Annotated in this window: 25 protein-coding genes; 16 read left to right on the top strand and 9 right to left on the bottom strand. The window is 69.7% G+C overall.

Annotated elements, in window-relative coordinates; translation table 11 throughout:
* Positions 1-5 precede the first annotated feature (5 nt).
* The gene (locus tag ABCR94_RS23285; RefSeq protein WP_347122039.1) at positions 6-1,514 is read left to right on the top strand and encodes a PH domain-containing protein; all 1,509 of its coding nucleotides are present in this window, start codon (positions 6-8) and stop codon (positions 1,512-1,514) included.
* Between the two features lie 296 nt (positions 1,515-1,810).
* On the opposite strand, the gene pgl is transcribed toward ABCR94_RS23285, so the two are convergent.
* From pgl to tkt, 5 genes are read right to left on the bottom strand one after another with little or no spacing between them, the layout of a single operon-like run.
* Complete coding sequence (pgl, locus tag ABCR94_RS23290) at positions 1,811-2,596, bottom strand: 6-phosphogluconolactonase (protein ID WP_347121816.1); 786 nt, start codon at positions 2,594-2,596, stop codon at positions 1,811-1,813.
* Positions 2,593-3,636: a glucose-6-phosphate dehydrogenase assembly protein OpcA gene (gene opcA / locus ABCR94_RS23295; protein ID WP_347121818.1), complete on the bottom strand. Its 1,044-nt coding sequence runs from the start codon at positions 3,634-3,636 to the stop codon at positions 2,593-2,595. The genes pgl and opcA overlap by 4 nt, the downstream gene beginning before the upstream one ends.
* Positions 3,633-5,165, bottom strand: coding sequence for a glucose-6-phosphate dehydrogenase (gene zwf, locus ABCR94_RS23300; protein ID WP_347121820.1), 1,533 nt, complete (start codon positions 5,163-5,165; stop codon positions 3,633-3,635). The genes opcA and zwf overlap by 4 nt, the downstream gene beginning before the upstream one ends.
* Positions 5,166-5,170: 5 nt before the next feature.
* Complete coding sequence (gene tal / locus ABCR94_RS23305; RefSeq protein WP_347121822.1) at positions 5,171-6,289, bottom strand: transaldolase; 1,119 nt, start codon at positions 6,287-6,289, stop codon at positions 5,171-5,173.
* A 34-nt stretch (positions 6,290-6,323) separates the two neighbouring features.
* Complete coding sequence (tkt, locus tag ABCR94_RS23310; RefSeq protein ID WP_347121823.1) at positions 6,324-8,429, bottom strand: transketolase; 2,106 nt, start codon at positions 8,427-8,429, stop codon at positions 6,324-6,326.
* A gap of 344 nt (positions 8,430-8,773) precedes the next feature.
* Between tkt and ABCR94_RS23315 the strand changes: the two genes are divergently transcribed.
* The 3 genes from ABCR94_RS23315 to ABCR94_RS23325 all read left to right on the top strand — a co-directional run bounded on the left by ABCR94_RS23315 (position 8,774) and on the right by ABCR94_RS23325 (position 11,334).
* Positions 8,774-9,727: a heme o synthase gene (locus ABCR94_RS23315; protein ID WP_347121825.1), complete on the top strand. Its 954-nt coding sequence runs from the start codon at positions 8,774-8,776 to the stop codon at positions 9,725-9,727.
* A 72-nt stretch (positions 9,728-9,799) separates the two neighbouring features.
* Positions 9,800-10,132 (top strand): hypothetical protein, encoded by a 333-nt coding sequence (locus ABCR94_RS23320; RefSeq protein ID WP_347121827.1) that lies wholly within the window; start codon positions 9,800-9,802, stop codon positions 10,130-10,132.
* Positions 10,133-10,197: 65 nt separating this feature from the next.
* Entirely contained in the window at positions 10,198-11,334 is a 1,137-nt protein-coding gene (locus tag ABCR94_RS23325; protein ID WP_347121828.1) for an amidohydrolase family protein, read from the top strand.
* Here the strand turns inward: ABCR94_RS23325 and ABCR94_RS23330 are convergent.
* The 3 genes from ABCR94_RS23330 to ABCR94_RS23340 all read right to left on the bottom strand — a co-directional run bounded on the left by ABCR94_RS23330 (position 11,311) and on the right by ABCR94_RS23340 (position 14,142).
* On the bottom strand, positions 11,311-12,282 hold the full coding sequence (locus ABCR94_RS23330) for a COX15/CtaA family protein (protein ID WP_347121830.1): 972 nt from the start codon (positions 12,280-12,282) through the stop codon (positions 11,311-11,313). The genes ABCR94_RS23325 and ABCR94_RS23330 overlap by 24 nt on opposite strands.
* A 169-nt stretch (positions 12,283-12,451) precedes the next feature.
* Complete coding sequence (locus ABCR94_RS23335) at positions 12,452-13,219, bottom strand: ABC transporter permease (protein WP_347121831.1); 768 nt, start codon at positions 13,217-13,219, stop codon at positions 12,452-12,454.
* Entirely contained in the window at positions 13,216-14,142 is a 927-nt protein-coding gene (locus ABCR94_RS23340) for an ABC transporter ATP-binding protein (protein WP_347121832.1), read from the bottom strand. Before ABCR94_RS23340 ends, ABCR94_RS23335 begins: the two co-directional genes overlap by 4 nt.
* A gap of 145 nt (positions 14,143-14,287) precedes the next feature.
* Here ABCR94_RS23340 and ABCR94_RS23345 point away from each other — a divergent pair, with 145 nt between their 5' ends.
* The 8 genes from ABCR94_RS23345 (at position 14,288) to ABCR94_RS23380 (ending at position 20,885) form a co-directional block, all read left to right on the top strand.
* The gene (locus tag ABCR94_RS23345) at positions 14,288-15,046 is read left to right on the top strand and encodes a helix-turn-helix transcriptional regulator (protein WP_347121833.1); all 759 of its coding nucleotides are present in this window, start codon (positions 14,288-14,290) and stop codon (positions 15,044-15,046) included.
* Complete coding sequence (gene sufB / locus ABCR94_RS23350; RefSeq protein ID WP_347121834.1) at positions 15,043-16,464, top strand: Fe-S cluster assembly protein SufB; 1,422 nt, start codon at positions 15,043-15,045, stop codon at positions 16,462-16,464. The genes ABCR94_RS23345 and sufB overlap by 4 nt, the downstream gene beginning before the upstream one ends.
* Before the next feature lie 68 nt (positions 16,465-16,532).
* Positions 16,533-17,711: a Fe-S cluster assembly protein SufD gene (sufD, locus tag ABCR94_RS23355; protein WP_347121836.1), complete on the top strand. Its 1,179-nt coding sequence runs from the start codon at positions 16,533-16,535 to the stop codon at positions 17,709-17,711.
* Positions 17,711-18,028, top strand: coding sequence for a bifunctional 3-phenylpropionate/cinnamic acid dioxygenase ferredoxin subunit (locus tag ABCR94_RS23360; RefSeq protein ID WP_347121837.1), 318 nt, complete (start codon positions 17,711-17,713; stop codon positions 18,026-18,028). The genes sufD and ABCR94_RS23360 overlap by 1 nt, the downstream gene beginning before the upstream one ends.
* Positions 18,029-18,035: 7 nt before the next feature.
* On the top strand, positions 18,036-18,800 hold the full coding sequence (gene sufC, locus ABCR94_RS23365; protein WP_347121839.1) for a Fe-S cluster assembly ATPase SufC: 765 nt from the start codon (positions 18,036-18,038) through the stop codon (positions 18,798-18,800).
* Complete coding sequence (locus ABCR94_RS23370; protein ID WP_347121840.1) at positions 18,797-20,053, top strand: cysteine desulfurase; 1,257 nt, start codon at positions 18,797-18,799, stop codon at positions 20,051-20,053. The genes sufC and ABCR94_RS23370 overlap by 4 nt, the downstream gene beginning before the upstream one ends.
* Positions 20,054-20,064: 11 nt before the next feature.
* Positions 20,065-20,529, top strand: coding sequence for a Fe-S cluster assembly sulfur transfer protein SufU (gene sufU, locus ABCR94_RS23375; RefSeq protein ID WP_347121841.1), 465 nt, complete (start codon positions 20,065-20,067; stop codon positions 20,527-20,529).
* Positions 20,526-20,885 (top strand): metal-sulfur cluster assembly factor, encoded by a 360-nt coding sequence (locus ABCR94_RS23380; protein WP_347121843.1) that lies wholly within the window; start codon positions 20,526-20,528, stop codon positions 20,883-20,885. The genes sufU and ABCR94_RS23380 overlap by 4 nt, the downstream gene beginning before the upstream one ends.
* A 112-nt stretch (positions 20,886-20,997) precedes the next feature.
* On the opposite strand, the gene ABCR94_RS23385 is transcribed toward ABCR94_RS23380, so the two are convergent.
* Positions 20,998-22,179: a DUF7847 domain-containing protein gene (locus ABCR94_RS23385; protein WP_347121844.1), complete on the bottom strand. Its 1,182-nt coding sequence runs from the start codon at positions 22,177-22,179 to the stop codon at positions 20,998-21,000.
* Positions 22,180-22,338: 159 nt separating this feature from the next.
* Here ABCR94_RS23385 and ABCR94_RS23390 point away from each other — a divergent pair, with 159 nt between their 5' ends.
* The 4 genes from ABCR94_RS23390 to dapD all read left to right on the top strand — a co-directional run bounded on the left by ABCR94_RS23390 (position 22,339) and on the right by dapD (position 25,622).
* On the top strand, positions 22,339-23,634 hold the full coding sequence (locus ABCR94_RS23390) for a hypothetical protein (RefSeq protein ID WP_347121845.1): 1,296 nt from the start codon (positions 22,339-22,341) through the stop codon (positions 23,632-23,634).
* An 87-nt stretch (positions 23,635-23,721) separates the two neighbouring features.
* On the top strand, positions 23,722-24,042 hold the full coding sequence (locus ABCR94_RS23395; RefSeq protein ID WP_347121847.1) for a DMT family transporter: 321 nt from the start codon (positions 23,722-23,724) through the stop codon (positions 24,040-24,042).
* Entirely contained in the window at positions 24,042-24,623 is a 582-nt protein-coding gene (locus ABCR94_RS23400) for a TetR/AcrR family transcriptional regulator (protein ID WP_347121848.1), read from the top strand. Before ABCR94_RS23395 ends, ABCR94_RS23400 begins: the two co-directional genes overlap by 1 nt.
* A gap of 9 nt (positions 24,624-24,632) precedes the next feature.
* A complete protein-coding gene (gene dapD, locus ABCR94_RS23405; protein WP_347121850.1) occupies positions 24,633-25,622 on the top strand; it encodes a 2,3,4,5-tetrahydropyridine-2,6-dicarboxylate N-succinyltransferase in 990 nt (329 codons plus the stop codon).
* Positions 25,623-25,779 lie beyond the last annotated feature (157 nt).

Below are 25,779 nucleotides of genomic sequence, written 5' to 3' on the forward strand. Positions count from 1 at the left end.
CGGGAGTGGAGGCGGGGGAGACGCCGGACGGGTGGCGGCGGCTGAGTGTGCGTACCGTGCTCGTCACCGCGCTGGTCATGGGCGGTGTGGTGGTCGGCGCCGGAGTGCCCGCCACCCTCGCCCTGGCGAACGGCCGGCCCCTGTGGGTCGCCCTCGGCTGGGTGCTGACCGCCGCCGTCCTGGTGATCGCGGGCGGCACCGCGGCCGACTATGTGCGGTGGCGCAGGACCCGCTACCGCATCGGTCCCGAGCGCGCCGAACTCCACACCGGGCTGCTGCTCGTCAAACGCCGCTCACTGGCCCGGGAGCGCATCCGCAGCGTCGACCTGACGGCCAGTGTGATGCTGCGGCTGCTCGGCCTGGTGAAGGTCCGTATCGGTACGGGCGAGAACACCGGCGAGTCCACCCTCGAACTCGACCCGGTCACCCGCGAGGAGGGCGAGCGGCTCCGCCGGGTACTGCTGGCGCGGGCGGCCTCCGGTGAACCCGGAGCACACCGCGAGGGCGAACTGGCCACGCTCGACCCCCGCTGGATCAGGTATGCACCGGTCTCCTTCGTCGCCCCGGCGCTGGGCGGTGCGGCGGTCGGGGCTCTGATGCAGGTCAGCGAATGGTTCGGCGCCCAGGGCAGGCTGATCCACTGGGTGGGCGACCGCTTCCAGGACACCTCGGTCGTTTGGATCGTCGTACTGCTCGTCGTCGGGGCCTGCGTGGCGGGCGCCGTCGGCGCGCTCGGGCTGTGGGTCGAGATGTGGTGGAACTACCGCCTGGAGCGGGAGCCCGGCGGCACCCTGCGGGTGCGTCGGGGGCTGTTCACCACCCGCTCGATCTCCATCGAGGAGCGCAGACTGCGCGGGGTGGAGCTGGTCGAGCCGCTCGGCGTACGGACCCTTGGCGCGGCCCGGGTGGACGCCGTCGCCACCGGGCTCGCCGAGGACGAGAACAGCCGCAACGCCGACCACAAGACGCTGCTGCCCGCCGCGCCTCGGGCTGTTGCGGAGGCGGTGGCCGCGCACGTCCTGCGCGAGCCCACGTCCCCGACGAGCACCGCCCGCCTCATTGCGCACCCCCGCGCCGCCCGCACCCGCCGGCTGCGCTGGGCTTTCGCGGCGGCGCTGCTGCCGGTGCTCGTCCTCGCCGTGCTCGGCGTCCTGCTGACCGATGTCCTGCTGTATGTGGCCGGGGCCTGCGCGGTGGCGGTGTTCCCGCTCGGGTACTTCCTGGCCGTCGACGCGTACCGGAGCCTGGGGCACGCGGTCAGTGGCGACTATCTGGTGGCCAGGTCGGGGACGGTGCGGCGTACGACGGTGGCGTTGCAGCGGGGCGGGGTCATCGGCTGGACGGTCAAGCAGTCCTTCTTCCAGCGCCGGGCGGGGCTGATCACGCTCACCGCGACGACCGCCGCGGGAGCGGGGGCGTACTCGGTCTACGACGCGGATCAGCCCGAGGGGCTGAAGTTCGCGGCGGACGCGGTGCCGGGGGTGCTGGCGCCGTTCCTGGAGCGGGGGGAGTAGGGGGTGCGGGTGGGCGCCTGCGGCAGGCTTGTCCCCTACCCGCACCTTCCCACAACTGGGGCTCCGCCCCAGACCCCGGTCCTCAAACGCCGGACGGGCTGAAAGAAATCATCTTTCAGCCCGTCCGGCGCTTGAGGACACGCCGGTAGGGCGTCCGGGGGGCCGGGGGGCCGGGGGTTTCCCCCGGCTTCGGGAAGGGGCGGGGTGGGGAACAGCGCCGCAGGCATCCCGTACCCACGTCGAAGGCCCGGCCCGCTGATGATCGCGGGCCGGGCCTTCGACACGACTCGGGTCGGTCAGGACGTGGCCGGAGGATACAGCGCGCGCGGCAGCTGCGAAGCCGCCGCGTCGTCCAGCAGCCACAGCGTCCGGCTGCGCCCGTACGCGCCCGCCGCCGGTGCCTGGATCTCCCCGGCGCCCGACAGTGCGATCGCCGCGGCCTTCGCCTTGTCCTCGCCCGCCGCGAGCAGCCACACCTCACGCGCCGCGCGGATCGCGGGCAGCGTGAGCGAGACCCGGGTCGGCGGCGGCTTGGGGGCGCCGTGGACGCCCACCACCGTGCGCTCGGTCTCCCGGACCGCGGGCAGCTCCGGGAACAGCGAAGCCACATGCGTGTCCGGGCCGACGCCCAGCATCAGGACGTCGAAGGAGGGCACCGGGCCGTGGTCCTCGGGCCGCGCGGCGGCGGCCAGTTCCGCGGCGTACCCCGCAGCCGCGGCGTCCGCGTCATTGCCGTACGGACCGTCCGAAGCCGGCATCGCGTGCACCCGGGCAGGGTCCAGCGGCACCAGGTCAAGCAGCGCCTCGCGGGCCTGCGTGACATTGCGTTCCGGGTCGCCGTCCGGCAGGAACCGCTCGTCGCCCCACCACAGGTCGAGGCGGCGCCAGTCGATGGCGTCCCGGGCCGGCGAGGAGGCCAGCGCGGCCAGCAGGCCGTTGCCGTTGCGCCCGCCTGTCAGCACCACCGACGCCGAACCGCGCGCGGCCTGCGCATCCACGATCTTCGTGATCAGCCGGGCCGCCGCGGCCTGCGCCATCAGCTCCTTGTCGTGATGCACGACAAGCTGAGGTGCACCACTCACTTCGCCGCCGCCTTCTTGGCCGGAGCCTTCTTCGCGGCGGCAGCGGCGGGCTTCGCCTTCGTGTCGTCGGCCGCGGTGCTCGCGCCCGACTCCGATGCCCGTGTCTGCCCCTCCGGCTCAGTGAGCCGGTCGACGCCGAACTTCAGCGCCGTCGCGTATGTGTCGTCCGGGTCGAGCCTGCGCAGCTCCTCGGCGATCAGCTCGGCGGTCTCCCGCCGCTTGAGCGCCACCGCGCGGTCCGGCTGTCCGTTGATGGACAGCGTTGCGAGCGAGCCGTCCGACCGGCCGAGTGAGATCGGCCCGAAGTCCGTCTCCATCCGCACGCCCGTCAGGCCGGGTCCCGCGGAGAAGGCGCGCTTGACCGGGACGGACAGCCGCCCCGCCAGCCACATGGCGAGCAGCTCGACGCTCGGGTTGAACTCCTCGCCCTCCACCTCCACCGAGGTGACCTCGCACTGCACCTGGTCCAGCGCGGCCGCGAGCATCGAGCGCCACGGCGTGATGCGCGTCCAGGACAGGTCGGTGTCGCCCGGGGTGTAGGTGTCGGCGCGCGCCGCCAGCTCCTGGATGGGCTGCTCGGCGGCGTAGGTGTCGGTGACGCGGCGCTGGGCCAGCGCACCGAGCGGGTCCTTCGCCGGGTCGAGCGGCGCGTTCACCGCCCACCACACGACGACCGGAGCGTCGGGCAGCAGCAGCGGCAGCACGACCGACTGCGCGTGGTTGATGACCTCGCCGTACAGCCGCAGTACGACCGTCTCACCGGTGCCCGCGTCCGCGCCCACCCGCACCTCGGCGTCGAGGCGCGCCTTGGCGCGGTCGCGCGGCGAGCGCGAGACCCGCTTGATGACGACGAGGGTGCGCGAAGGGTGCTCGCGGGAAGCCTCGTTGGCCGCCTTGAGCGCGTCGTACGCGTTCTCCTCGTCGGTGACGATGACCAGGGTCAGCACCATGCCGACGGCGGGCGTGCCGATGGCACGGCGCCCCTGGACCAGCGTCTTGTTGATCTTGCTGGCCGTGGTGTCCGTCAGATCGAATTTCATGGCCGACGCCAGCTCCGTCCGTCTCGTGCGAGCATTTCGTCCGCCTCGTCGGGGCCCCAGGTGCCGGCCACGTACTGCGCGGGCTTGCCGTGCTTGTCCCAGTACTCCTCGATCGGGTCGAGGATGCGCCAGGACTGCTCGACCTCTTCCAGCCGCGGGAAGAGGTTGGAGTCGCCGAGCAGGACGTCGAGGATCAGGCGCTCGTACGCCTCGGGGCTGGACTCCGTGAAGGACTCGCCGTATGCGAAGTCCATCGAGACGTCCCGCACCTCCATGGAGGTGCCCGGCACCTTCGAGCCGAACCTGACCGTCACGCCCTCGTCCGGCTGCACGCGGATGACCAGGGCGTTCTGCCCCAGCTCCTCCGTTGCCGTGTGGTCGAAGGGGGAGTGCGGGGCGCGCTGGAAGACCACCGCGATCTCGGTGACGCGGCGGCCGAGGCGCTTGCCCGTACGGAGATAGAACGGCACACCCGCCCAGCGGCGGTTGTCGATCTGCAGCTTCACCGCGGCGTAGGTGTCGGTCGTCGACTCGGGGTCGATGCCCTCTTCCTGCAGATAGCCGACGGCCTTCTCGCCGCCCTGCCAGCCCGCCGCGTACTGCCCGCGAACGGTCTCCTGACCAAGATCCCTGGGAAGCCGTACGGCACCGAGGACCTTGGTCTTCTCGGCGACCAGTGCGTCCGCCTCGAAGGAGGCGGGCTCCTCCATGGCGGTCAGCGCGAGCAGCTGCAGGAGGTGGTTCTGGATGACGTCGCGAGCGGCGCCGATGCCGTCGTAGTAGCCGGCGCGGCCTCCGATGCCGATGTCCTCGGCCATCGTGATCTGCACATGGTCGACATTCGACCGGTTCCAGAGGGGCTCGAACATCTGGTTGGCGAAGCGCAGCGCCAGGATGTTCTGGACCGTCTCCTTGCCCAGATAGTGGTCGATCCGGAAGACCTCGTTGGGCGGGAAGACCTCGTGCACGATCCGGTTGAGCTCCTGCGCGGAGGCCAGGTCGTGCCCGAAGGGCTTCTCGATGACGGCGCGCCGCCACGAACCTTCCTGCTGGTCGGCGAGCCCGTGCTTCTTGAGCTGCATGACGACCTTGGGAAAGAACTTGGGCGGGACGGAGAGGTAGAAGGCGAAGTTGCCGCCGGTGCCCTGCGCCTGGTCGAGCTCGGCGATCGTCGACTTGAGTGTCGCGAACGCCTTGTCGTCGTCGAAGTCGCCCTGGACGAAGCGCATGCCCTGGATCAGCTGCTGCCAGACTTCCTCACGGAAGGGCGTACGAGCGTGTTCCTTGACGGCGTCGTGGACAACCTGGGCGAAGTCTTCGGTCTCCCAGTCGCGGCGTGCGAAGCCGATGAGCGAGAAACCCGGCGGCAGCAGGCCGCGATTGGCCAGGTCGTAGACGGCGGGCATCAGCTTTTTGCGTGACAAATCGCCCGTGACGCCAAAAATGACCAGGCCGGACGGCCCCGCGATGCGCGGGAGCCGCCGGTCCTGAGCGTCACGGAGCGGGTTAGCTCCGCGTACAGCAGACAAGAGGGTCAGGCCTCCGAAGGGGAGAGGCGCTTGAGCTCCGCCTCGGTGGACTTGAGCAGGTCGTTCCAGGACGCCGCGAACTTCTCGACGCCCTCGTCCTCAAGGAGCTGCACCACGTCGTCGTAGGCGATGCCGAGCTTCTCGATGGCGTCGAGATCGGCACGCGCCTGCTCGTAGGTGCCGGCGATCGTGTTGCCGGTGATCTGCCCGTGGTCGGCAGTCGCTTCGAGCGTCGCCTCGGGCATGGTGTTGACCGTGCCGGGGGCGACCAGGTCGTCGACGTACAGGGTGTCCTTGTACGACGAGTCCTTGACGCCGGTCGAGGCCCACAGCGGACGCTGCTTGTTGGCACGGGCCTTGTCCAGCGGGGACCAGCGGTCGGAGGAGAAGACTTCCTCGTACGCCTCGTACGCGAGACGGGCGTTGGCCAGTGCGGCCTTGCCCTTGAGGTCCTTGGCCCCGGCGGTGCCCAGGGCGTCCAGGCGCTTGTCGATCTCGGTGTCCACGCGGGACACGAAGAACGACGCCACCGAGTGGATCTTCGCCAGGTCCAGGCCCGCGGCCTTCGCCTTCTCCAGACCCGCCAGGTAGGCGTCCATGACCTCGCGGTAGCGCTCCAGCGAGAAGATCAGCGTCACATTGACGCTGATCCCGAGACCGATGGTCTCGGTGATCGCCGGGAGACCCGCCTTGGTGGCCGGGATCTTGATCAGGGTGTTCGGCCGGTCCACCAGCCAGGCCAGCTGCCTGGCCTCGGCGGTCGTCGCCCTGGTGTTGTGCGCCAGGCGCGGGTCGACCTCGATGGAGACCCGGCCGTCTTGGCCGCCGGTCGCGTCGAAGACGGGCCGCAGGATGTCGGCGGCGTCGCGGACGTCGACCGTCGTGATCATGCGAATGGCTTCTTCGACGGTGACCTTGCGGGCGGCGAGGTCGGCGAGCTGCTGCTCGTAACCGTCGCCGGACGAGATCGCCTTCTGGAAGATCGACGGGTTGGTCGTGACGCCCACGACGTGCTGCTGGTCGATCAGCTCGGCGAGATTGCCGGACGTGATCCGCTTGCGCGAAAGGTCGTCAAGCCAGATCGCGACGCCTTCGTCGGAGAGGCGCTTGAGTGCGTCTGTCATGAGGTTTCCATCTCCTACTTGTCGTATACCGGCGTCAGCGCGCTGCGGCTGCGATCCCGGAAATAAATTCAAGCGAGTCCCGGGCGGCGGCAACGACTGCATCCGCAGTGAAGCCGAACTCGCGGAAGAGGACCTTGCCGTCGGCCGAAGCGCCGAAGTGCTCCAGCGAAACGATGCGGCCCGCGTCACCGACGAAGCGGTGCCAGGTCAGACCGATCCCGGCCTCGACGGCCACCCGCGCCTTGACGGAGGGCGGCAGCACCGAGTCCCGGTACGCCTGGTCCTGCTCCTCGAACCACTCGACCGAGGGCATCGAGACAACCCTGGTCGCGACCCCCGCGGCCTGGAGCTGCTCGCGCGCCTCGACGGCGAGTTGCACCTCGGAGCCGGTGCCGATGAGGACGACCTGGGGCTCGCCGCCCTCGGCCTCGAACAGGACGTAACCGCCGCGCGCGGCATCCTCGTTGGCGTCGTACGTCGGCACACCCTGGCGGGTCAGCGCGAGCCCGTGCGGGGCGCCCTTGCCGAACTCCTTGGTGTAGCGCTTGAGGATCTCGCGCCAGGCGATCGCCGTCTCGTTGGCGTCGGCGGGGCGCACCACGTTCAGACCCGGGATGGCGCGCAGCGTGGCCAGGTGCTCGACCGGCTGGTGCGTCGGACCGTCCTCGCCGAGGCCGACCGAGTCGTGCGTCCACACGTAGGTGACCGGCAGGTGCATCAGCGCCGAGAGCCGGACGGCGTTGCGCATGTAGTCGGAGAACACCAGGAAGGTGCCGCCGTAGATGCGGGTGCTGCCGTGCAGCGCGATGCCGTTCATGACCGCGGCCATGGCGTGCTCGCGGATGCCGAAGTGGATGGTGCGCCCGTACGGGTCCGCGCCCGGCAGCGGGTTGCCCACCGGGAGGAAGGAGGAGTTCTTGTCGATCGTCGTGTTGTTCGAGCCTGCGAGGTCGGCGGAGCCGCCCCACAGCTCGGGCACGACCTCGCCCAGCGCCTGGAGCACCTTGCCGGACGCGGCACGGGTGGCGACACCCTTGCCCGTCTCGAAGACCGGGAGCTTCTCCTCCCAGCCCGTGGGCAGCTCGCCCGTGGCGATGCGGTCGAATTCGGCGGCGCGCTGCGGGTTGGCGGTCCGCCAGGCGGCGAGCGACTTCTCCCACTCGGCCTTGGCGTCACGGCCACGGTCGAGGACCGCGCGGGTGTGCGCGATGACCTCATCGGAGACCTCGAAGGACTTCTCGGGGTCGAAGCCCAGGACGCGCTTGGTCGCCGCGACCTCCTCGTCGCCGAGCGCCGAGCCGTGCGCGGCCTCGGTGTTCTGCGCGTGCGGGGCCGGCCAGGCGATGATCGAGCGGGCCGCGATGAAGGACGGGCGGGTGGTCTCGGCCTGGGCCGCGAGCAGCGCCTTGTGCAGGCCGACCGGGTCGAGGTCGCCGTCGGGCAGCTGTGCGACGCGCTGGACGTGCCAGCCGTACGCCTCGTACCGCGCCAAGGTGTCCTCGGAGACCGCGGCCTCCGTGTCGCCCTCGATCGAGATGTGATTGTCGTCCCACAGCAGAACGAGGTTGCCCAGCTTCTGGTGCCCGGCCAGCGAGGACGCCTCCGCGGAGATGCCCTCCTGGAGGCAGCCGTCACCGGCGATCGCCCAGATGGTGTGGTCGAACGGGGAGGTGCCGGCGGCGGCGTGCGGGTCGAACAGGCCGCGCTCGTAGCGGGAGGCCATCGCCATGCCTACGGCGTTGGCGACACCCTGGCCCAGCGGGCCGGTGGTGGTCTCCACACCGGTCGTGTGCCCGTACTCGGGGTGCCCCGGGGTCTTCGAGCCCCAGGTGCGGAACGCCCTGAGGTCGTCCAGCTCCAGGCCGTACCCGGCCAGGTAGAGCTGGATGTACAGCGTCAGGCTGGAGTGACCCGCGGACAGGACGAACCGGTCACGGCCGGTCCATTCGGCGTCGGAAGGGTCGTGCCGCATCAGCTTCTGGAACAGCACATATGCGGCGGGGGCCAGGCTCATGGCCGTACCAGGGTGGCCGTTGCCGACCTTCTGTACGGAATCCATGGCCAGGACGCGGACGGTATCGACAGCCCGCTGGTCCAATTCGGTCCACTCGAGGTCTGTAGCGGTCGGCTTGGTGCTCACCCTGCGTCAGGGCTCCTCTCCAACATGTCGAATCCCGGCGACTGGCAGCCGCGCCGGGCGTTGTCGAGCCTACCCCCGCGAGAACACGCATCTTTTCGACTGCGTGACTTCGAAAAAAACAGCCACAGTCAGACTGCGGGGCGGTGTGCGAGTCCGCCTCCCGGTGAACGCATTTCACTGTGGTTCCTGGGTACGTGGCTGCGCGCCTCCCTGCTCATCACGACCCTCAACACGACCGCACCCCCGCGAAGAACGGCGTATGGGCAACGTCTACAGTGGCGTGGTACGCGCAAGCCTTTACCGGGCCTTCACGCCCGGAGCTTGCTGGAATTTCTCTGTCAGGGGTGTGCGTGACGGCCGTCGAGTCCCGACCCGCAGGGGTCGTCTTGACTCCGAGCCCGGGAGGCCATCGGCCATTCGGAGCACGGGTCAAGGCGTTCGTGGCACTGACAAAGCCTCGGATCATCGAACTGCTGCTGATCACCACCGTCCCGGTGATGTTCCTGGCGGAGCAGGGCGTGCCCGACCTGTGGCTGGTCCTGGTGACCTGCCTCGGTGGTTATCTTTCCGCAGGCGGCGCCAATGCGCTGAACATGTACATCGACCGTGACATCGACGCGCTGATGGACCGCACCGCGCAGCGCCCACTGGTCACCGGAATCGTGAGCCCGCGCGAATGCCTGGTTTTCGGCATCTCACTCGCGGTGATCTCCACGCTCTGGTTCGGGCTGCTCGTCAACTGGCTGTCCGCGGCGCTCTCGCTGGGCGCGCTGCTCTTCTACGTCATCGTCTACACGATGATCCTCAAGCGGCGCACCTCGCAGAACATCGTCTGGGGCGGCATCGCGGGCTGCATGCCGGTGCTCATCGGCTGGTCCGCGGTCACCGACTCGATGTCCTGGGCCGCGGTCATCCTCTTCCTGGTCATCTTCTTCTGGACGCCGCCGCACTACTGGCCGCTGTCGATGAAGGTCAAGGAGGACTACGCGCGGGTCGGCGTGCCGATGCTCCCCGTCGTTGCCTCCAATCAGGTGGTGGCCCGCCAGATCGTCGCCTACAGCTGGGTGATGGTGGCCGTCTCGCTGCTGCTGACCCCCCTGGGCTACACCGGCTGGTTCTACACGTCGGTCGCGGTCGTGGCCGGCGTGTGGTGGCTCAAGGAGGCGCACGGGCTGCGGTCCCGCGCCAAGTCCGGCGTGACGGGCGCGAAGCTCAAGGAGATGCGGCTGTTCCACTGGTCGATCACCTATGTCTCGCTGCTCTTCGTCGCGGTGGCGGTCGACCCCTTCCTCCGCTGACCCGGCCCCGTCCGCACGGCAGCCGCACCCCACCCCTCGCCCGTCGGTCTACTCGTCGGTAGCATCCTGCCCATGGCAGACACCAAGCAGGCGACGAAGCAGGCAGAGCGCAAGGCGTCGAAGCTCGCCAAGGAGATCGGCGCCTTCGCCAAGAAGCACGGCGGGGCCGAGGGCCAGCTCGCGTACATCGGACAGGCGGGCACCCGCATCGTGCTCGTCGGCGAGGACGGCGACTGGGGCGACCTGGTGGCGCCCGACCACGCCACCGCGCAGAGCGCCGCCGAGAAGGCCGGGATCACCCTCCATGAGTCCTTCGACGGCGAATTCGCGGCCAAGGTGCGCACCGGACCGTACGAGTGGAGCCGCATGGCGGGCATCCAGATCGGCGGTCCGTCCAACGGGTAGCAACACCCGGAGGCGGTTCACCCGTTAGAGCCTGTGGAAGGTACGTCCACCACAGGGAGCCCCGGATGATCGATACGCCCTCCCTGGTCGACCAGTACTGTCACGGAGTGCTCCGTACGGAGCTGGGCCTGGGCACCTTCGAGGCGCGTCTCGGCCGGACCTCCGCGCCGCCCGCCCCCGGCACGACCTTCTTCGACACTCAGACCGGCTTCGCGGTGCGCCGCTGGTGCCCGCCGCTGCTTGGGCTCGAACCGCACTGCACCCCCGCGCGCTATCTCGCCCGCCGCCGGGAACTGGGCGTGCTGGAGTCGGGCAGGCGGCTGCTGCGCGGCACCGGGATCTCCACCTATCTGGTGGACACCGGGCTGCCGGGTGACCTCACCGGGCCGACGGAGATCGCCGCGGCGGGCGCCGCCGAGGCCAGGGAGATCGTGCGCCTGGAGTTACTGGCCGAGCAGGTCGCCGACACCTCGGGCACCGTCGAGAGTCTGCTGGCCAACCTCGCCGAGGCCGTGCACGGCGCGGCCGGATCTGCCGTCGCCTTCACCTCGGTCGCGGGCGCACGGCACGGGCTCGCCCTGGCGCCGGATCCGCCGGGCCCCGGCGAGGTGCGCGGCGCCGCGGGGCGCTGGCTGGCCGGGCGCCGGGTCGGGGGCCGGCTCACCGACCCGGTACTCCTGCGGCACCTGCTGTGGATCGCCGTCGCCTCGGGCCTGCCCCTGCAACTGCACGCCGGCGCCGCCGACCCGCACCTGCGCATCGACCGTACGGACCCGATGCTGCTCACCGCCTTCGTGGCCGCCACGGCCGGCCTCGGCACCGATCTGGTGCTGCTGCACGGCTACCCGTACCACCGGCACGCCGCGCACCTGGCCAGCGTCTTCCCGCATGTGTACGCGGACCTCGGACCGGCCCTCGCTCATACGGGGGTGCGGGCCGCCGCCGTACTGGAGGAGATCCTGGAGCTCGCGCCCTTCGGGAAGCTGCTCTTCTCCAGCGGCGCCAGTGCCCTGCCCGAGCTGCATGTGGTGGGCGCTCGGGTATTCAGGGACGCGTTGGGGCGGGTGCTGGGCGGCTGGGTCGGCGACGGGGCATGGTCGCGGGCGGACGCGGAGCGCGTCGCCGGGATGATCGCGGCGGGCAACGCCCGCCGCGTCTACGGCCTTGCCGATCCGCCGTCAGACGGAGGCCGACACCGATGAGTCGGACTTCGCCGGCAGCGACGGGGCGACCGTCGGACGCTCGCGCAGGCTCAGGGCGACCCGCAGGACGGCGATCCACACCAGGCAGGACCCGAGCATGTGGATGGCGACGAGGATCTCGGGCAGGTCGGTGAAGAACTGCACATAGCCGACGGCGCCCTGGGCGAGAAGGACGAGCAGCAGGTCACGCGCGCGTGCCCTGGTGTCCTTGGGTGCGTCGACGACGCGCAGGGCCAGCCACATCGCGAGTGCCAGCGCGCACACGACCCAGGCCGCGATCGCGTGCACATGCGCGGTGGTCGCCCAGTCGAACGGCATCCGCGGTACGTCGCTGCCGTCGCCCGCGTGCGGTCCCGAGCCGGTCACCACGGTGCCCGCCGCGATCAGTACGGCGGAGGCGATGGTCAGGGCCCAGGACAGCCTGCGCAGGGGGCCGGGGACGCGGGGGCGCGGAGCGCTGTCGCCCTCGCGGGTGCGCTGCCAGGTGATCACGGCGACCGTGAGCAACGAGGTGGCGGCCAGGAAGTGGCCCGCCACGGTCCACGGGTTGAGGCCCGCCAGCACGGTGATGCCGCCGAGGACGGCGTTGAGCATGACGATCCAGAACTGGGCCCAGGCGAGCCGGCTCAGCCCGCGCCGCCGGGGCTTCGTCGCACGCGCCGAGATGATCACCCAGCCGACCGCCGCCGACAGCACGTACGTCAGCATGCGGTTGCCGAACTCGATCGCGCCGTGGATGCCCTCCTCGGGCGTCGCGAACAGGCTGTCGTCGGTGCACTTGGGCCAGGTGTCGCAGCCGAGGCCGGAGCTTGTCAGCCGTACCGCACCGCCGGTGACGACGATGAGCACGCTCATCACGACGGCGGCGAGCGCGGCGCGGCGCAGCGTACGGGTGGTGGGTGTCCAGCGCTGCGCGATGAAGGCGAGGGGGGTCAACACGGCAACCATCGTAGAGCGGGGCTTGTGCGGGAATTCACGAGGGGGTCCGGGGGGAGTCGTGTCCCCGGAAAATCGCGGTGCGAGTGCCCCTGGGAAGCGCGGCACGAGCTCCCCAGGGAAACGCGGTGCAAGGACCGGGCGTCCCCTCCCGGAGGGGCGGGTGTACTCTCCCCGCCCCTCACTCCCAGCGGAAGAAGCGCGCCGCCGCGCCAAGACCCAGCACCGCCCACACCGAGAGGATCCCCAGGCCGCCCCATGGGATGCCCGCGCCGTGCTGGAGTACGTCGCGCAGACCGTCCGACAGGGCGGAGATCGGCAGCAGCCCGAGCAGCGACTGGGCGGCGTCCGGGAACTTGTCGAGCGGCACGATCACGCCGCCGCCCACAAGCAGCAGCAGGAAGACCAGGTTGGCGGCGGCCAGTGTCGCCTCCGCCTTGAGCGTGCCGGCCATCAGCAGGCCCAGGCCGGAGAAGGCCGCCGTGCCGAGGACGAGCAGCAGGAGCACGGCGACCGGGTTGCCGTGCGGCGACCAGCCCAGGCCGAACGCGATCACCGTCAGCAGAACCACCTGGAGGACCTCGGTGACCAGCACCGACAGGGTCTTGGCGGTGAGCAGGGCCCAGCGCGGTAGCGGCGACGTACCCAGCCGCTTCAGCACGCCGTAGCGGCGCTCGAAGCCCGTCGCGATCGCCTGCCCGGTGAAGGCGGTGGACATGACGGCGAGCGCCAGGATGCCCGGCGCCAGGAAGTCGACGGCCTTGCCCGCTCCCGTGTCGATGATGTCCACCGACGAGAACAGCACCAGGAGCAGCGCGGGAATGATCACGGTCAGCAGCAGTTGCTCGCCGTTGCGCAGCAGCATCTTCGTTTCGAGCACGGCCTGCGCCGCGATCATCGTGGGCAGCGGAGCCGCGCCCGGCTTCGGGGTGTAGGTGCCGCTGCTCATGGACGCAGATCCTTACCGGTCAGCTCAAGAAAGACGTCCTCCAGGGTGTGCCGCTCGACGGCGATGCCCTCGGGCATCACGCCGTGCTGCGCGCACCAGGAGGTGACGGTGGCCAGCAGCTGCGGGTCGACCTGGCCGGTGATCCGGTAGGTGCCCGGGGTCAGCTCGACGGCCAGGGTGTCCACCGGGAGCGCCTTGAGCAGCGATACGACGTCAAGACCCGGGCGGCCGGTGAAGCGCAGGGTGTTCTCCGCGCCGCCGCGGCACAGCTCGTCGGGGCTGCCCTGGGCGATGGCCCGGCCCGCGTCGATGATCACGACATGGTCGGCGAGCTGCTCGGCCTCGTCCATGAAGTGCGTGGTCAGTACGGTGCTCACCCCGTCGGCGCGCAGCTCGCGCAGCAGGTCCCAGGTCGAGCGGCGGGCCTGTGGGTCCAGGCCCGCGGTCGGCTCGTCCAAAAAGACCAACTCGGGGCGGCCGACGACGGCCATCGCCAGGGCGAGCCGCTGCTGCTGACCGCCGGAGAGCCGGCGGTAGGTCGTACGGCCGCAGTCGCCGAGCCCCAGGCGCTTGGTCAGGGCGTCCACATCCAGCGGATGGGCGTGCAGCTTGGCCATGTGCCGGAGCATCTCGTCGGCCCTGGCCCCCGAGTACACGCCGCCGGACTGGAGCATCACGCCGATCCTGGGGCGCAGCTTCGCCGCGTCGGCGATGGGGTCGAGGCCCAGGACGCGCACGGTGCCCGCGTCTGGTCTGCGGTAGCCCTCGCAGGTTTCGACGGTGGTGGTCTTTCCGGCGCCGTTCGGGCCGAGGACGGCGGTGACGGTGCCCGCGCCGACCTCAAGATCGAGGCCGTCCACGGCGGTCCTGGTTCCGTACCGCTTGACCAGGCCGCGGACCTGGACGACGGGCTCGCTTCGCATGCTGGCGAGTGTAGGCAGGGAGGCGGGACAGCCGGGCCGCGGGGCCCGGACCCGGAAGATTAGGTGACCCTAAGTGATCGAGGCCACCGCCATCTGGTCGCGGCCCCGCTTGTCGGACGCCGGGGAATTACGCAACAATGGTGTTGTGAAATACATTGGCGAGGCTCCGCAGGAGGAACTCGCGACAGGTGAGCGGTCGACCCGCAACCGTGTCGCGCGCTCCATCCTGGACCACGGCCCCTCGACCGTGTCCGATCTGGCCAAGCGCCTCGGTCTCACTCAGGCCGCGGTCCGCCGCCACCTCGACACACTCGTCTCCGACGATGTGGTCGAGCCCCGTGAGCAGCGCGTCTACGGCGCACGTACCCGTGGCCGCCCCGCGAAGGTGTTCGTACTGACCGACTGCGGCCGGGACGCCTTCGACCAGTCCTACGACACGCTGGCAGCCGATGCCCTGCACTGGATCGCGCAGGCCGTCGGTGGCGGCGAGCAGGGCGAGGCGGCCATCACGGCGTTCGCCCGTGCTCGCTTCGCCGCACAGGCCGAGACGTACCGTGAGGCCGTCGAGGCCGCTCAGCCCGAAGCACGTACCGAGGCGCTCGCGAAGGCCTTGAGCGCCGACGGGTACGCTGCCATGGCGCGAATCGCGCCGAACGGGCAGGGCGAGCAGCTGTGCCAGCACCACTGCCCTGTCGCCCATGTCGCGGAGAAGTTCCCACAGCTGTGCGAGGCGGAGACCGAGATCTTCTCCACCCTGCTCGGGACCCACGTCCAGCGACTGGCCACCATCGCCCACGGCGACGGGGTGTGCACGACGTACATCCCGCACAGCACCACGAAGCACAGCACGACACAGACGACCCACTCAGCATCTGCAAGCACTGCCGGGAGGAACCCCGCATGACTCTCCCCATGGAGACTGCCCACCCCGAACTTGAGGGCCTGGGTACGTACGAATTCGGCTGGGCCGACTCCGACGCGGCAGGCGCCACGGCCAAGCGAGGCTTGTCCGAGGCTGTCGTCCGCGACATCTCGGCCAAGAAGAACGAGCCGGAGTGGATGCTGAAGCTGCGGCTCAAGGGCCTGAAGCTGTTCGGCAAGAAGCCCATGCCGAACTGGGGCTCCGACCTGTCGGGCATCGACTTCGACAACATCAAGTACTTCGTGCGGTCCACCGAGAAGCAGGCGCAGTCCTGGGAGGACCTGCCGGAGGACATCAAGAACACGTACGACAGGCTCGGCATCCCGGAGGCGGAGAAGCAGCGCCTCGTCGCGGGTGTCGCCGCTCAGTACGAGTCCGAGGTGGTCTACCACCAGATCAACGAGGAGCTCGAAGCGCAGGGTGTCATCTTCATGGACACCGACACCGCGCTGAAGGAGCACCCGGAGCTCTTCCAGGAGTACTTCGGGTCGATCATCCCGGTCGGCGACAACAAGTTCGCGTCGCTGAACTCGGCCGTGTGGTCCGGCGGCTCGTTCATCTACGTGCCCAAGGGTGTCCGCGTCGAGATCCCGCTCCAGGCCTACTTCCGTATCAACACGGAGAACATGGGCCAGTTCGAGCGGACGCTGATCATCGTCGACGAGGACGCGTACGTCCACTACGTCGAGGGTTGCACCGCCCCGATCTATTCCTCGGACTCGCTGCACAGCGCCGTGGTCGAGATCATCGTGAAGAAGGGCGGCCGCTGCCGCTACACGACCATCCAGAACTGGTCGAACAACGTCTACAACCTGGTCACCAAGCGCGCCGTGGCGTACGAGGGCGCGACGATGGAGTGGGTCGACGGCAACATCGGCTCCAAGGTCACCATGAAGTACCCGGCCGTCTACCTGATGGGCGAGCACGCCAAGGGCGAGACCCTGTCCATCGCCTTCGCGGGCGAGGGCCAGCACCAGGACGCCGGCGCGAAGATGGTGCACATGGCGCCGAACACCTCGTCGAACATCGTCTCCAAGTCGGTGGCGCGAGGCGGCGGCCGTACCTCGTACCGCGGTCTGATCGAGATCGGCGAGGGCGCACCGGGCTCGAAGTCCAACGTCCTCTGTGACGCGCTGCTCGTCGACACGATCTCCCGCTCCGACACGTACCCGTACGTGGACGTCCGCGAGGACGACGTGTCCATGGGCCACGAGGCGACCGTCTCCAAGGTCTCCGAGGACCAGCTCTTCTACCTGATGAGCCGCGGCATGACCGAGTTCGAAGCCATGGCGATGATCGTCCGTGGCTTCGTGGAGCCGATCGCCAAGGAGCTCCCCATGGAGTACGCCCTGGAGCTCAACCGGCTGATCGAGCTGCAGATGGAGGGCTCGGTCGGCTGACGCCGGTCCGACCTTCTCCATTCAGCAGCGACTGAATTCTCACCTAGGAAGAGAGCACAACGACAGCCATGGCTGAGGCTCAGAACATTCCGGCGGGCTCCACGACTGCCGGGTCCATCGCGGTGGCCGCAGAGTCCACCGTCGCCACGCGCATGAGCGCCCCGCCGTCCTTCGACGTGGCGGACTTCCCGGTGCCCCACGGCCGCGAGGAAGAGTGGCGCTTCACGCCGCTTGAGCGCCTGCGCGGTCTGCACGACGGGACCGCCGTGGCCGGCGGTGTCCTCAACGTCGAGGTGAACGCGCCCGAGGGCGTCGTCGTCGAGACGGTGGACCGCGGCGACAAGCGGCTCGGCAAGGCCGGCACGCCGGTCGACCGGGTCGCCGCCCAGGCGTACAGCTCCTTCGAGAAGGCCTCGGTCGTCTCGGTGCCCAAGGAGATGGTGCTGACCGAGCCGATCAGGATCTCCGTGCACGGCGAGGGCGGTACCGCCTACGGCCACCAGGTCGTGGAGCTCGGCGCCTTCGCCGAGGCCGTCGTCGTCATCGACCACACCGGTGACGCCGTGCTCGCGGCCAACGTCGACTTCGTCGTCGGCGACGGCGCGAAGCTGACCGTCGTGTCCGTCCAGGACTGGGACGACAAGGCCGTGCATGTCGCGCAGCACAACGCGCTGATCGGCCGGGACGCCTCGTTCAAGTCGGTCGTGGTGACCTTCGGCGGCAACCTGGTACGGCTGCACCCCCGCGTCACGTACGCGGGTACCGGCGGCGAGGCCCAGCTCTTCGGTCTGTACTTCACCGACCGGGGCCAGCACCAGGAGCACCGCCTCCTGGTCACCCACAATGTGCCGCACTGTAAGTCCAACGCCGTCTACAAGGGCGCGCTGCAGGGCGAGGGCGCCCACGCCGTGTGGATCGGTGACGTCCTCATCGAGGCCACCGCCGAGGGCACCGACACGTACGAGATGAACCGCAACCTCGTCCTCACTGACGGCGCGCGGGTCGACTCCGTGCCGAACCTGGAGATCGAGACCGGCGAGATCGTCGGAGCGGGCCACGCCTCGGCGACCGGCCGCTTCGACGACGAGCAGCTCTTCTACCTCATGTCGCGCGGTATCCCCGCCGACGAGGCCCGTCGCCTCGTCGTCCGCGGCTTCTTCGCCGAGCTCGTCCAGCAGATCGGTCTGCCGGATGTGGAGGAGCGCCTCCTCGCCAAGATCGACGCGGAGCTGGAGGCGTCTGTCTGATGGCCTTCGTCAAAGCCTGTGCGCTGAGCGAGCTGGAGGAGAACACCCCGAAGCGGGTGGAACTCGACGGCACGCCGGTGTCCGTCGTGCAAACCGAGGGGGAGGTGTTCGCGATCAATGACATCTGCTCGCACGCGAACGTGTCCCTCTCGGAGGGCGAGGTCGAGGACTGCATGATCGAGTGCTGGTTGCACGGCTCCAGCTTCGACCTCCGCACCGGCAAGCCGTCCGGCCTTCCCGCGACGCGCCCCGTCCCCGTTTACCCCGTAAAGATCGAAGGGGACGATGTGCTCGTCTCCGTCACACAGGAGTCCTGAGACAGTCATGGCAACGCTTGAAATCCGAGACCTGCACGTATCCGTCGAGGCCGAGAACGCCACGAAGGAGATCCTCAAGGGCGTCGACCTGACGGTCAAGCAGGGTGAGACCCACGCCATCATGGGGCCCAACGGCTCCGGCAAGTCCACCCTCGCCTATTCGATCGCGGGCCACCCCAAGTACACGATCACCAGCGGCACGGTGACCCTTGACGGCGAAAACGTCCTGGAGATGACCGTCGACGAGCGCGCCCGCGCCGGTCTGTTCCTGGCGATGCAGTACCCCGTTGAGATCCCCGGCGTCTCGGTCTCCAACTTCCTGCGTACGTCGGCGACGGCGATGCGCGGCGAGGCCCCCAAGCTGCGCACCTGGGTGAAGGAGGTCAAGACCGCGATGGAGACCCTCCAGATGGACCCGGCCTTCTCCGAGCGCAACGTCAACGAGGGCTTCTCCGGCGGCGAGAAGAAGCGCCACGAGATCCTTCAGCTGGAGCTCCTCAAGCCGAAGATCGCGATCCTCGACGAGACGGACTCCGGTCTGGACGTCGACGCGCTCCGCCAGGTCTCCGACGGCGTCAACCGCGTCCGCGCGTCCGGTGAGGTCGGCACGCTGCTGATCACCCACTACACGCGCATTCTGCGCTACATCAAGCCCGACTTCGTGCACGTGTTCGCGAACGGCCGCATCGCCGAGTCCGGCGGCGCCGAGCTCGCCGATAAGCTTGAGGCCGAGGGCTACGAGGCATACACGAAGGGTGGCGCGACGGCGTGACACAGTTGCCCGGCCTCCTCGACACCGAGGCGATCCGCAAGGACTTCCCCCTTCTGGATCGTATGGTCCACGACGGGAAGAAGATCGTTTACCTGGACAACGCGGCGACTTCGCAGAAGCCGCGCCAGGTCCTCGACGCGCTGAACGAGTACTACGAGCAGCACAACGCGAACGTCCACCGTGGCGTGCACGTGCTGGCCGAGGAGGCCACGGCGCTGTACGAGGGCGCTCGCGACAAGGTCGCCGCCTTCATCAACGCGCCGAGCCGCGACGAGGTGATCTTCACCAAGAACGCCTCGGAGTCGCTCAACCTCGTGGCCAACATGCTGGCCTGGGCCGACGAGCCGTACCGCGTCGACAACGAGACCGAGATCGTCATCACGGAGATGGAGCACCACTCCAACATCGTGCCGTGGCAGCTGCTCTCGCAGCGCACGGGCGCGCAGTTGAAGTGGTTCGGCATCACCGACGACGGCCGTCTCGACCTGTCGAACATCAACGAGATCATCAACGAGAAGACGAAGATCGTCTCCTTCACGCTGGTCTCCAACATCATGGGCACGATCAACCCGGTCGAGGCGATCATCCGCCGGGCGCAGCAGGTCGGCGCCCTGGTCTGCATCGACGCCTCGCAGGCCGCGCCGCACATGGTGCTCGACGTACAGGCACTCCAGGCCGACTTCGTGGCCTTCACCGGGCACAAGATGGTCGGCCCGACCGGCATCGGTGTGCTGTGGGGACGCCACGAGCTCCTGGAGGACCTGCCGCCGTTCCTCGGTGGCGGCGAGATGATCGAGACCGTGTCGATGCACTCGTCGACGTACGCGCCGGCTCCGCACAAGTTCGAGGCGGGTACGCCCCCGATCGCCCAGGCCGTCGGCCTCGGCGCGGCCGTGGACTACCTCTCCGCGATCGGCATGGACAAGATCGCCGCGCATGAGCACGCGATCACCGAGTACGCCATGGAGCGGCTGCGGAACGTCCCGGACCTGCGGTTCATCGGCCCGACGACGGCCGAGAACCGCGGTGCGACGATCTCCTTCACGCTCGGCGACATTCACCCGCACGACGTGGGTCAGGTCCTCGACGAGCAGGGCATCGCGGTCCGGGTCGGACACCACTGCGCACGGCCGGTCTGCCTGCGGTACGGAATTCCTGCGACCACGCGGGCGTCGTTCTATCTGTACTCCACGCCCGGCGAGGTCGATGCCCTGGTCGACGGCCTGGAGCACGTACGGAACTTCTTCGGTTAGGGCTGGGGATCGTGAAGCTGGATTCGATGTACCAGGAAGTCATCCTGGACCACTACAAGCACCCGCACGGGCGCGGTCTTAGAGACGGCGACGCCGAGGTGCACCATGTGAACCCGACGTGCGGCGACGAGATCACGCTCCGTGTGAAGTACGACGGCGACACCATCATGGACATCAGTTACGAGGGCCAGGGCTGCTCCATCAGCCAGGCCAGCGCGTCCGTGCTCAATGAGCTGCTGGTCGGCAAGGAGCTGGCCGAGGCGCAGAAGATCCAGGAGAACTTCCTGGTGCTGATGCAGTCCAAGGGCAAGCTGGAGCCCGACGACGCGATGGAAGAGGTACTGGAGGACGCGGTCGCGTTCGCCGGTGTCTCGAAGTACCCGGCGCGAGTGAAGTGTGCTCTGCTGAGCTGGATGGCATGGAAGGACGCGACGGCCCAGGCACTGGGCGAAGGCGCCGAGAGGAAGACCGTATGAGCGAGAACGCTGTGACCCCCGTCGAGACCGCGGGCCTGACGACCAAGCCGGCCTCCGAGGAGGAGGTCCGCGAGGCGCTGTACGACGTGGTCGACCCCGAGCTGGGCATCGACGTCGTCAACCTGGGCCTCATTTACGGCGTCCATGTCGACGATGCCAACATCGCCACCATCGACATGACGCTGACGTCCGCGGCCTGCCCGCTGACCGACGTCATCGAGGACCAGGCGAAGTCGGCGACCGAGGGCATCGTCAATGAGCTGAAGATCAACTGGGTCTGGATGCCGCCGTGGGGTCCGGACAAGATCACGGACGACGGTCGCGAGCAGCTGCGCGCGCTTGGCTTCAACGTCTGAGTTCGTCTGAGTTCGAACACCGGGGGCCTACGGCCCCGACAGCGATGCCCGCCGGTCATGACGACCGGCGGGCATCGCTGTTCGCGTGGGGCTGTCCGCGTGGAGGGCCCGCTCAGTGGCCGGCGGGCTGCGGGGGCACCGCGGCGCTCTCGGCGAGGACCGGCGCCAGGTTCTCCTTGCGGATGCGCTGGTCGACGTAGAGGAGGCCGGTCACCAGCTGGGGGAAGGTGGTGGCGAAGATCTGGCTGATCATCGCGCCCAGCATGATGAACACCACGTAGGTGCCCATAGCGACGACGATCTGCGCCGGACCGGGTTCCGACCCCAGGTCGGACATGGTGGGGAGCATCGACAGCATGCCGATCATGGTGAACGGAATCTGGATGAGATAGCCCGCGATCATGGCCATGAACCCGGCCAGCGTGGTGATGCCGAAGATCCGCCACCAGGAGCCGCGTACCAGCTCGATCGAGCGGCGCAGTGCGGCCACGGGGCGCTGGGACTCGAAGACCACCGCGGACGGGGCCAGGCTGAACAGCACCCAGGCCCAGGTGACCAGCGGGATCATCGCGAGGAAGCCGACGAAGCCCACGGCGGTCCAGACCGCCGATCCGGCGTCCGAGTCGCTGCTCACCAGGGCGATGAGCAGCGAGACGTAGCCGAGCGCGAAGAGTCCCGCGGCGACCGCCGCGGCGAGCCACGGCAGCAGCATCACGCCGATCACGGCGGGCACCCGGGGCCAGGCGCGGCGCCACACTGCGCCGATGGTCGTACGACGGCCCAGGACCGCGTCCTGGAGCACCGCGGGGCACGCGGCCTGGATGGTCGCGGTGGCGGCCACCATGGCCAGGATGGCGACGAGCCACACCGCGCCGAAGGCGATCCCCAGGGACCACCCGGTCTCGGAGGTGAAGTCGTCGTGGTTCGCGGCGGCGTCGAACACCAGGTCAAGATCGTCCTTCACCGCGGAGATCGCCACCGCCAGTGCCGCGCCCGACACCAGCAGCGCGGCGCCGTACATCAGCACGGCTATGCCGAACAGCTGCTTCCAGTAACGGCCCATGGCGGTGAAGCTGCCGCCCAGGATGTCGCTGAGGGCCAGCGGACCCAGCGGGATCACGCCGGGCTTGGGCGGCGGCGGTGTCCAGCCGGGCCAGCCGGGCGGCGGCGGCCCGGCGTACGGGCCGCCGTACTGGCCCTGGTGCGGACCACCGTCGTACGGGCCCCCGCCCTGCGGCCCGGTGTCGTACGGCCCCCCGTGGTGCGGCCCGTTCGGTCCTGAATCCTGCGTCACTGCTGCTCACTCCGTTGCTTTTCGTGCCTGACCAGGCGGTACACCGTAGCGGGTGGGCGTCGGGCGCGGAACGGACTCGGTGCCTGCGCAGACGTTCTGCTCATGGACGTACGGGCCTAGGTTTGAGGACCAACAGCCGCAGCGTCGAAGGGCATTGTCATGGCGTTCACTGCCCCGGTCATCTCGCTCTCCGCCGACCGCCTGTCCGGCGCGGTCGGCGCCACCGCCGACCCGGTGGTCACCGTCACCGTGTCCCAGCACGGGGCCGCGCCCGGAGACCTCTCCGTGGCCGCCGTCGGCTCCTCCGACACCTTCGTCGCCGGGGCCGGTGACGTCACTGTCGGCGGTCGGGGGGCCACCCGGCGGATCAGTGTCCGCGCGCGGGGCGTGGGCTACTGCGATCTCACCCTGCGGGTCACGGGGCTCGGCGGGCGGATGTCCGCGACGACCCTGCACTACGCGGCCTCCGGCCCCGTCCGGCACGCCGCCGACACCCGCTACTTCACGCACGCGTGCGACGCCTCGGCCGCGGTCGACGTCGGCGACGGTCATGTGGTCGTCGCCGACGACGAGACGAACGTGCTGCGCCTGTACCCGCGAGGGGCGTCCGGGGGACCCGTGAGGACCTGGGACTTCAGTGCGGCGCTCGGAGTCGGCAAGGAGGTCGACATCGAGGGCGCGGCGCGCGCCGGGGACGTCATCCACTGGACCGGCTCGATGAGCAACGCCAAGGACGGCAAGCTCAGGGCGGACCGCTCGAGCCTCTTCACGACGACGGTGAGAGGCTTCGGCGCCTCGACGGAGCTGGACTTCGAGGACTCGTACGGCGGACTGCGCGACGACCTGATCGCCTGGGACGAGCGCAATGGCGGCGAGCTCGGCTTCGCGGCCGGCGCGGCGAAGGGCCGCCCGCCCAAGCGGATCGACGGCTTCAACGTGGAGGGCTTCGAGTTCGCACCCGGCAACACCGGTACCGCCTATCTCGGCTTCCGTGCCCCGCTCGTGCCCGCCAAGCCGGGTGGCGGGGCGCTGCTGGTGCCCGTCACCAACGCGGACGTGCTCGCGGCGGGCGGCGGACCGGCGGAGTTCGGGGAGCGCATCGTCCTCGATCTGGGCGGGCTGAGCATCCGCGACCTGCGCAAGAACTCCGCCGACCAGTATCTGATCGTGGCCGGCTCCTGGGCGGCCGACGACAACACCGACCCGTACGCCCTCTACTCCTGGGACGGCGTCCCGGGCCACGCCCCGGTCCGGGTCATGGACCTGCCGACGTGCGACCCCGGCGGCTGGGAGTGCGTGGTGGACGTGCCGGACCTCGAAGTGCCGGGCGCGCGCGTGCAGTTGATCACGGACAGTGGCTCGGCGGACTGGTACGGCGACGGCACGGAGGCCAAGGATCTGCCCCACCCCGAGCTGAAGAAGACGCGGGCGGTCTGGTTCACCGTGACGGAGTGAGCGTGGCGGAGCCCGTGCTTCGTGCCCCGTGCCTTGTGCCTCGCGCTTTGTGTACGGCCGTACGCAACGATGTGTACACTCGTACGCATGCCTTATGCACTGCTGGCCGCGGCCATCGCGGCGGAGGTGGCCGGGACCACGGCCATGAAGTACAGCGAGGGCTTCAGCAAGCTGTGGCCCTCGCTCGCAACGGTCGCCGGTTACCTGCTCGCCTTCACCCTGCTCGCCCAGACCCTCAAGACGATGCCCGTCGGCACCGCCTACGCGATCTGGGCCGGCGTCGGCACGGCCGCCGTCGCCGCCATCGGCATGTTCTTCCTCGGCGAGTCGGCGAACGCCGTCAAGCTGGCGGGGATCGCGTTGGTCATCGGCGGCGTTGTCCTCCTCAACGTCGGGGGCGCGCACTGATGGCCCGCCGATACGACCCCGAGCGCCGCCAGCGCATCATCGACGCGGCGATCCGGGTGGTCGGCAGCAAGGGCATCGCGGGCCTGAGCCACCGGTCCGCCGCCGCCGAGGCCGATGTGCCGCTCGGCTCGACGACGTACCACTTCAAGACCCTCGACGAACTGATGGTCGCCGCACTGCGCCAGGCCAACGAGGGCTTCGCGAAGGCGGTCAGCACCCGCGGCGCGTTCGACGACCCGGGGGCGGATGTCGCGGCGGAGCTCGCAGGGCTGCTGGGGGAGTGGCTGTCCGGGGACCGCACCGGGGTGGAGCTGGAGTACGAGCTCTATCTGGCCGCGCTGCGCCGGCCCGCGCTGCGCCCGGTCGCCGCCGAGTGGGGCGAGGGGGTGGCCGACCGGCTGGCCCTGCGGACCGATCCGGTGACCGCCCGTGCGCTGGTCGCGCTGATGGACGGCATCTGCCTCCAGGTGCTGCTGACCGGCGCCCGGTACGACGAGGCGTACGCCCGCGAGATGCTCGCCCGGCTGATTCCGCGCCCGGCATCCGGGACCGGTTCGCCTCCGCGTACCCCTCCCGGTTAGCGTTCGACCATGACCGATACGACTGCTACTCGCACCACCGGCGCCGTCGCCGCCGGACTCGCCACCCTCACCGAAGACGGCACCGTCCTCGACACCTGGTTCCCCGCGCCCGAGCTCGTCGCCGAGCCGGGCCCCGCGGGCACCACGCGGCTCTCCGCCGAGCGGGCCGCCGAGCTGCTCGGCCAGGCCGCGCCCAAGGCCCTCGGCCCCGACGCCCGGCGTGGCGTCGAGGTCGTCGCCGTCGTCACGGTCATTGCCTCGCTCGACGACAAGCCGCTGGACGCGCATGACGCGTACCTGCGACTGCACCTGCTCTCCCACCGCCTGGTCCTGCCGCACGGCCAGAACCTGGACGGCGTCTTCGGGCTCCTCGCCAATGTCGCCTGGACCTCGCTGGGCCCGGTCGCCGTCGACGACGTCGAGAAGGTCCGGTTGAACGCCCGCGCCGAGGGCCTGCACCTCCAGGTCACCTCGATCGACAAGTTCCCCCGGATGACGGACTACGTCGCCCCCAAGGGCGTCCGGATCGCCGACGCCGACCGGGTCCGCCTCGGCGCGCACCTCGCCGCCGGCACCACCGTGATGCACGAGGGCTTCGTCAACTTCAACGCCGGCACGCTCGGCACCTCCATGGTCGAGGGCCGCATCTCCGCCGGTGTCATCGTCGGCGACGGCTCCGACATCGGCGGCGGCGCGTCCACCATGGGCACCCTGTCCGGCGGCGGCAAGGAGCGCATCACCATTGGTGAGCGCTGCCTGATCGGCGCCGAGGCGGGCGTCGGCATCGCCCTCGGTGACGAGTGCGTCGTCGAGGCGGGTCTCTATGTGACGGCGGGCACCCGCATCACACTGCCCGACGGCCAGATCGTCAAGGCGCGCGAGCTTTCCGGCGCGAGCAACATCCTCTTCCGCCGCAACTCGGTGTCCGGCACGGTCGAGGCCCGGCCCAACAACGCGGTCTGGGGCGGGCTCAACGACGTGCTGCACAGCCACAACTGATCGGTTGCGGCTACTACCTACGCCGAGTAGCCGATCAGCTCTCTGACCAGGCGTTGAGCTGCCACCAGTTGTCGGCGGTGGTCACCACTGAGCGCCCTCTCGCAGCCCTGGACGGCCGTGGGAGGGCGCTCAACTTGTGCCGGTGGCAATCGATGCC

Source organism: Streptomyces changchenzhani (genome assembly GCF_039766235.1).
GTDB lineage: Bacteria > Actinomycetota > Actinomycetes > Streptomycetales > Streptomycetaceae > Streptomyces.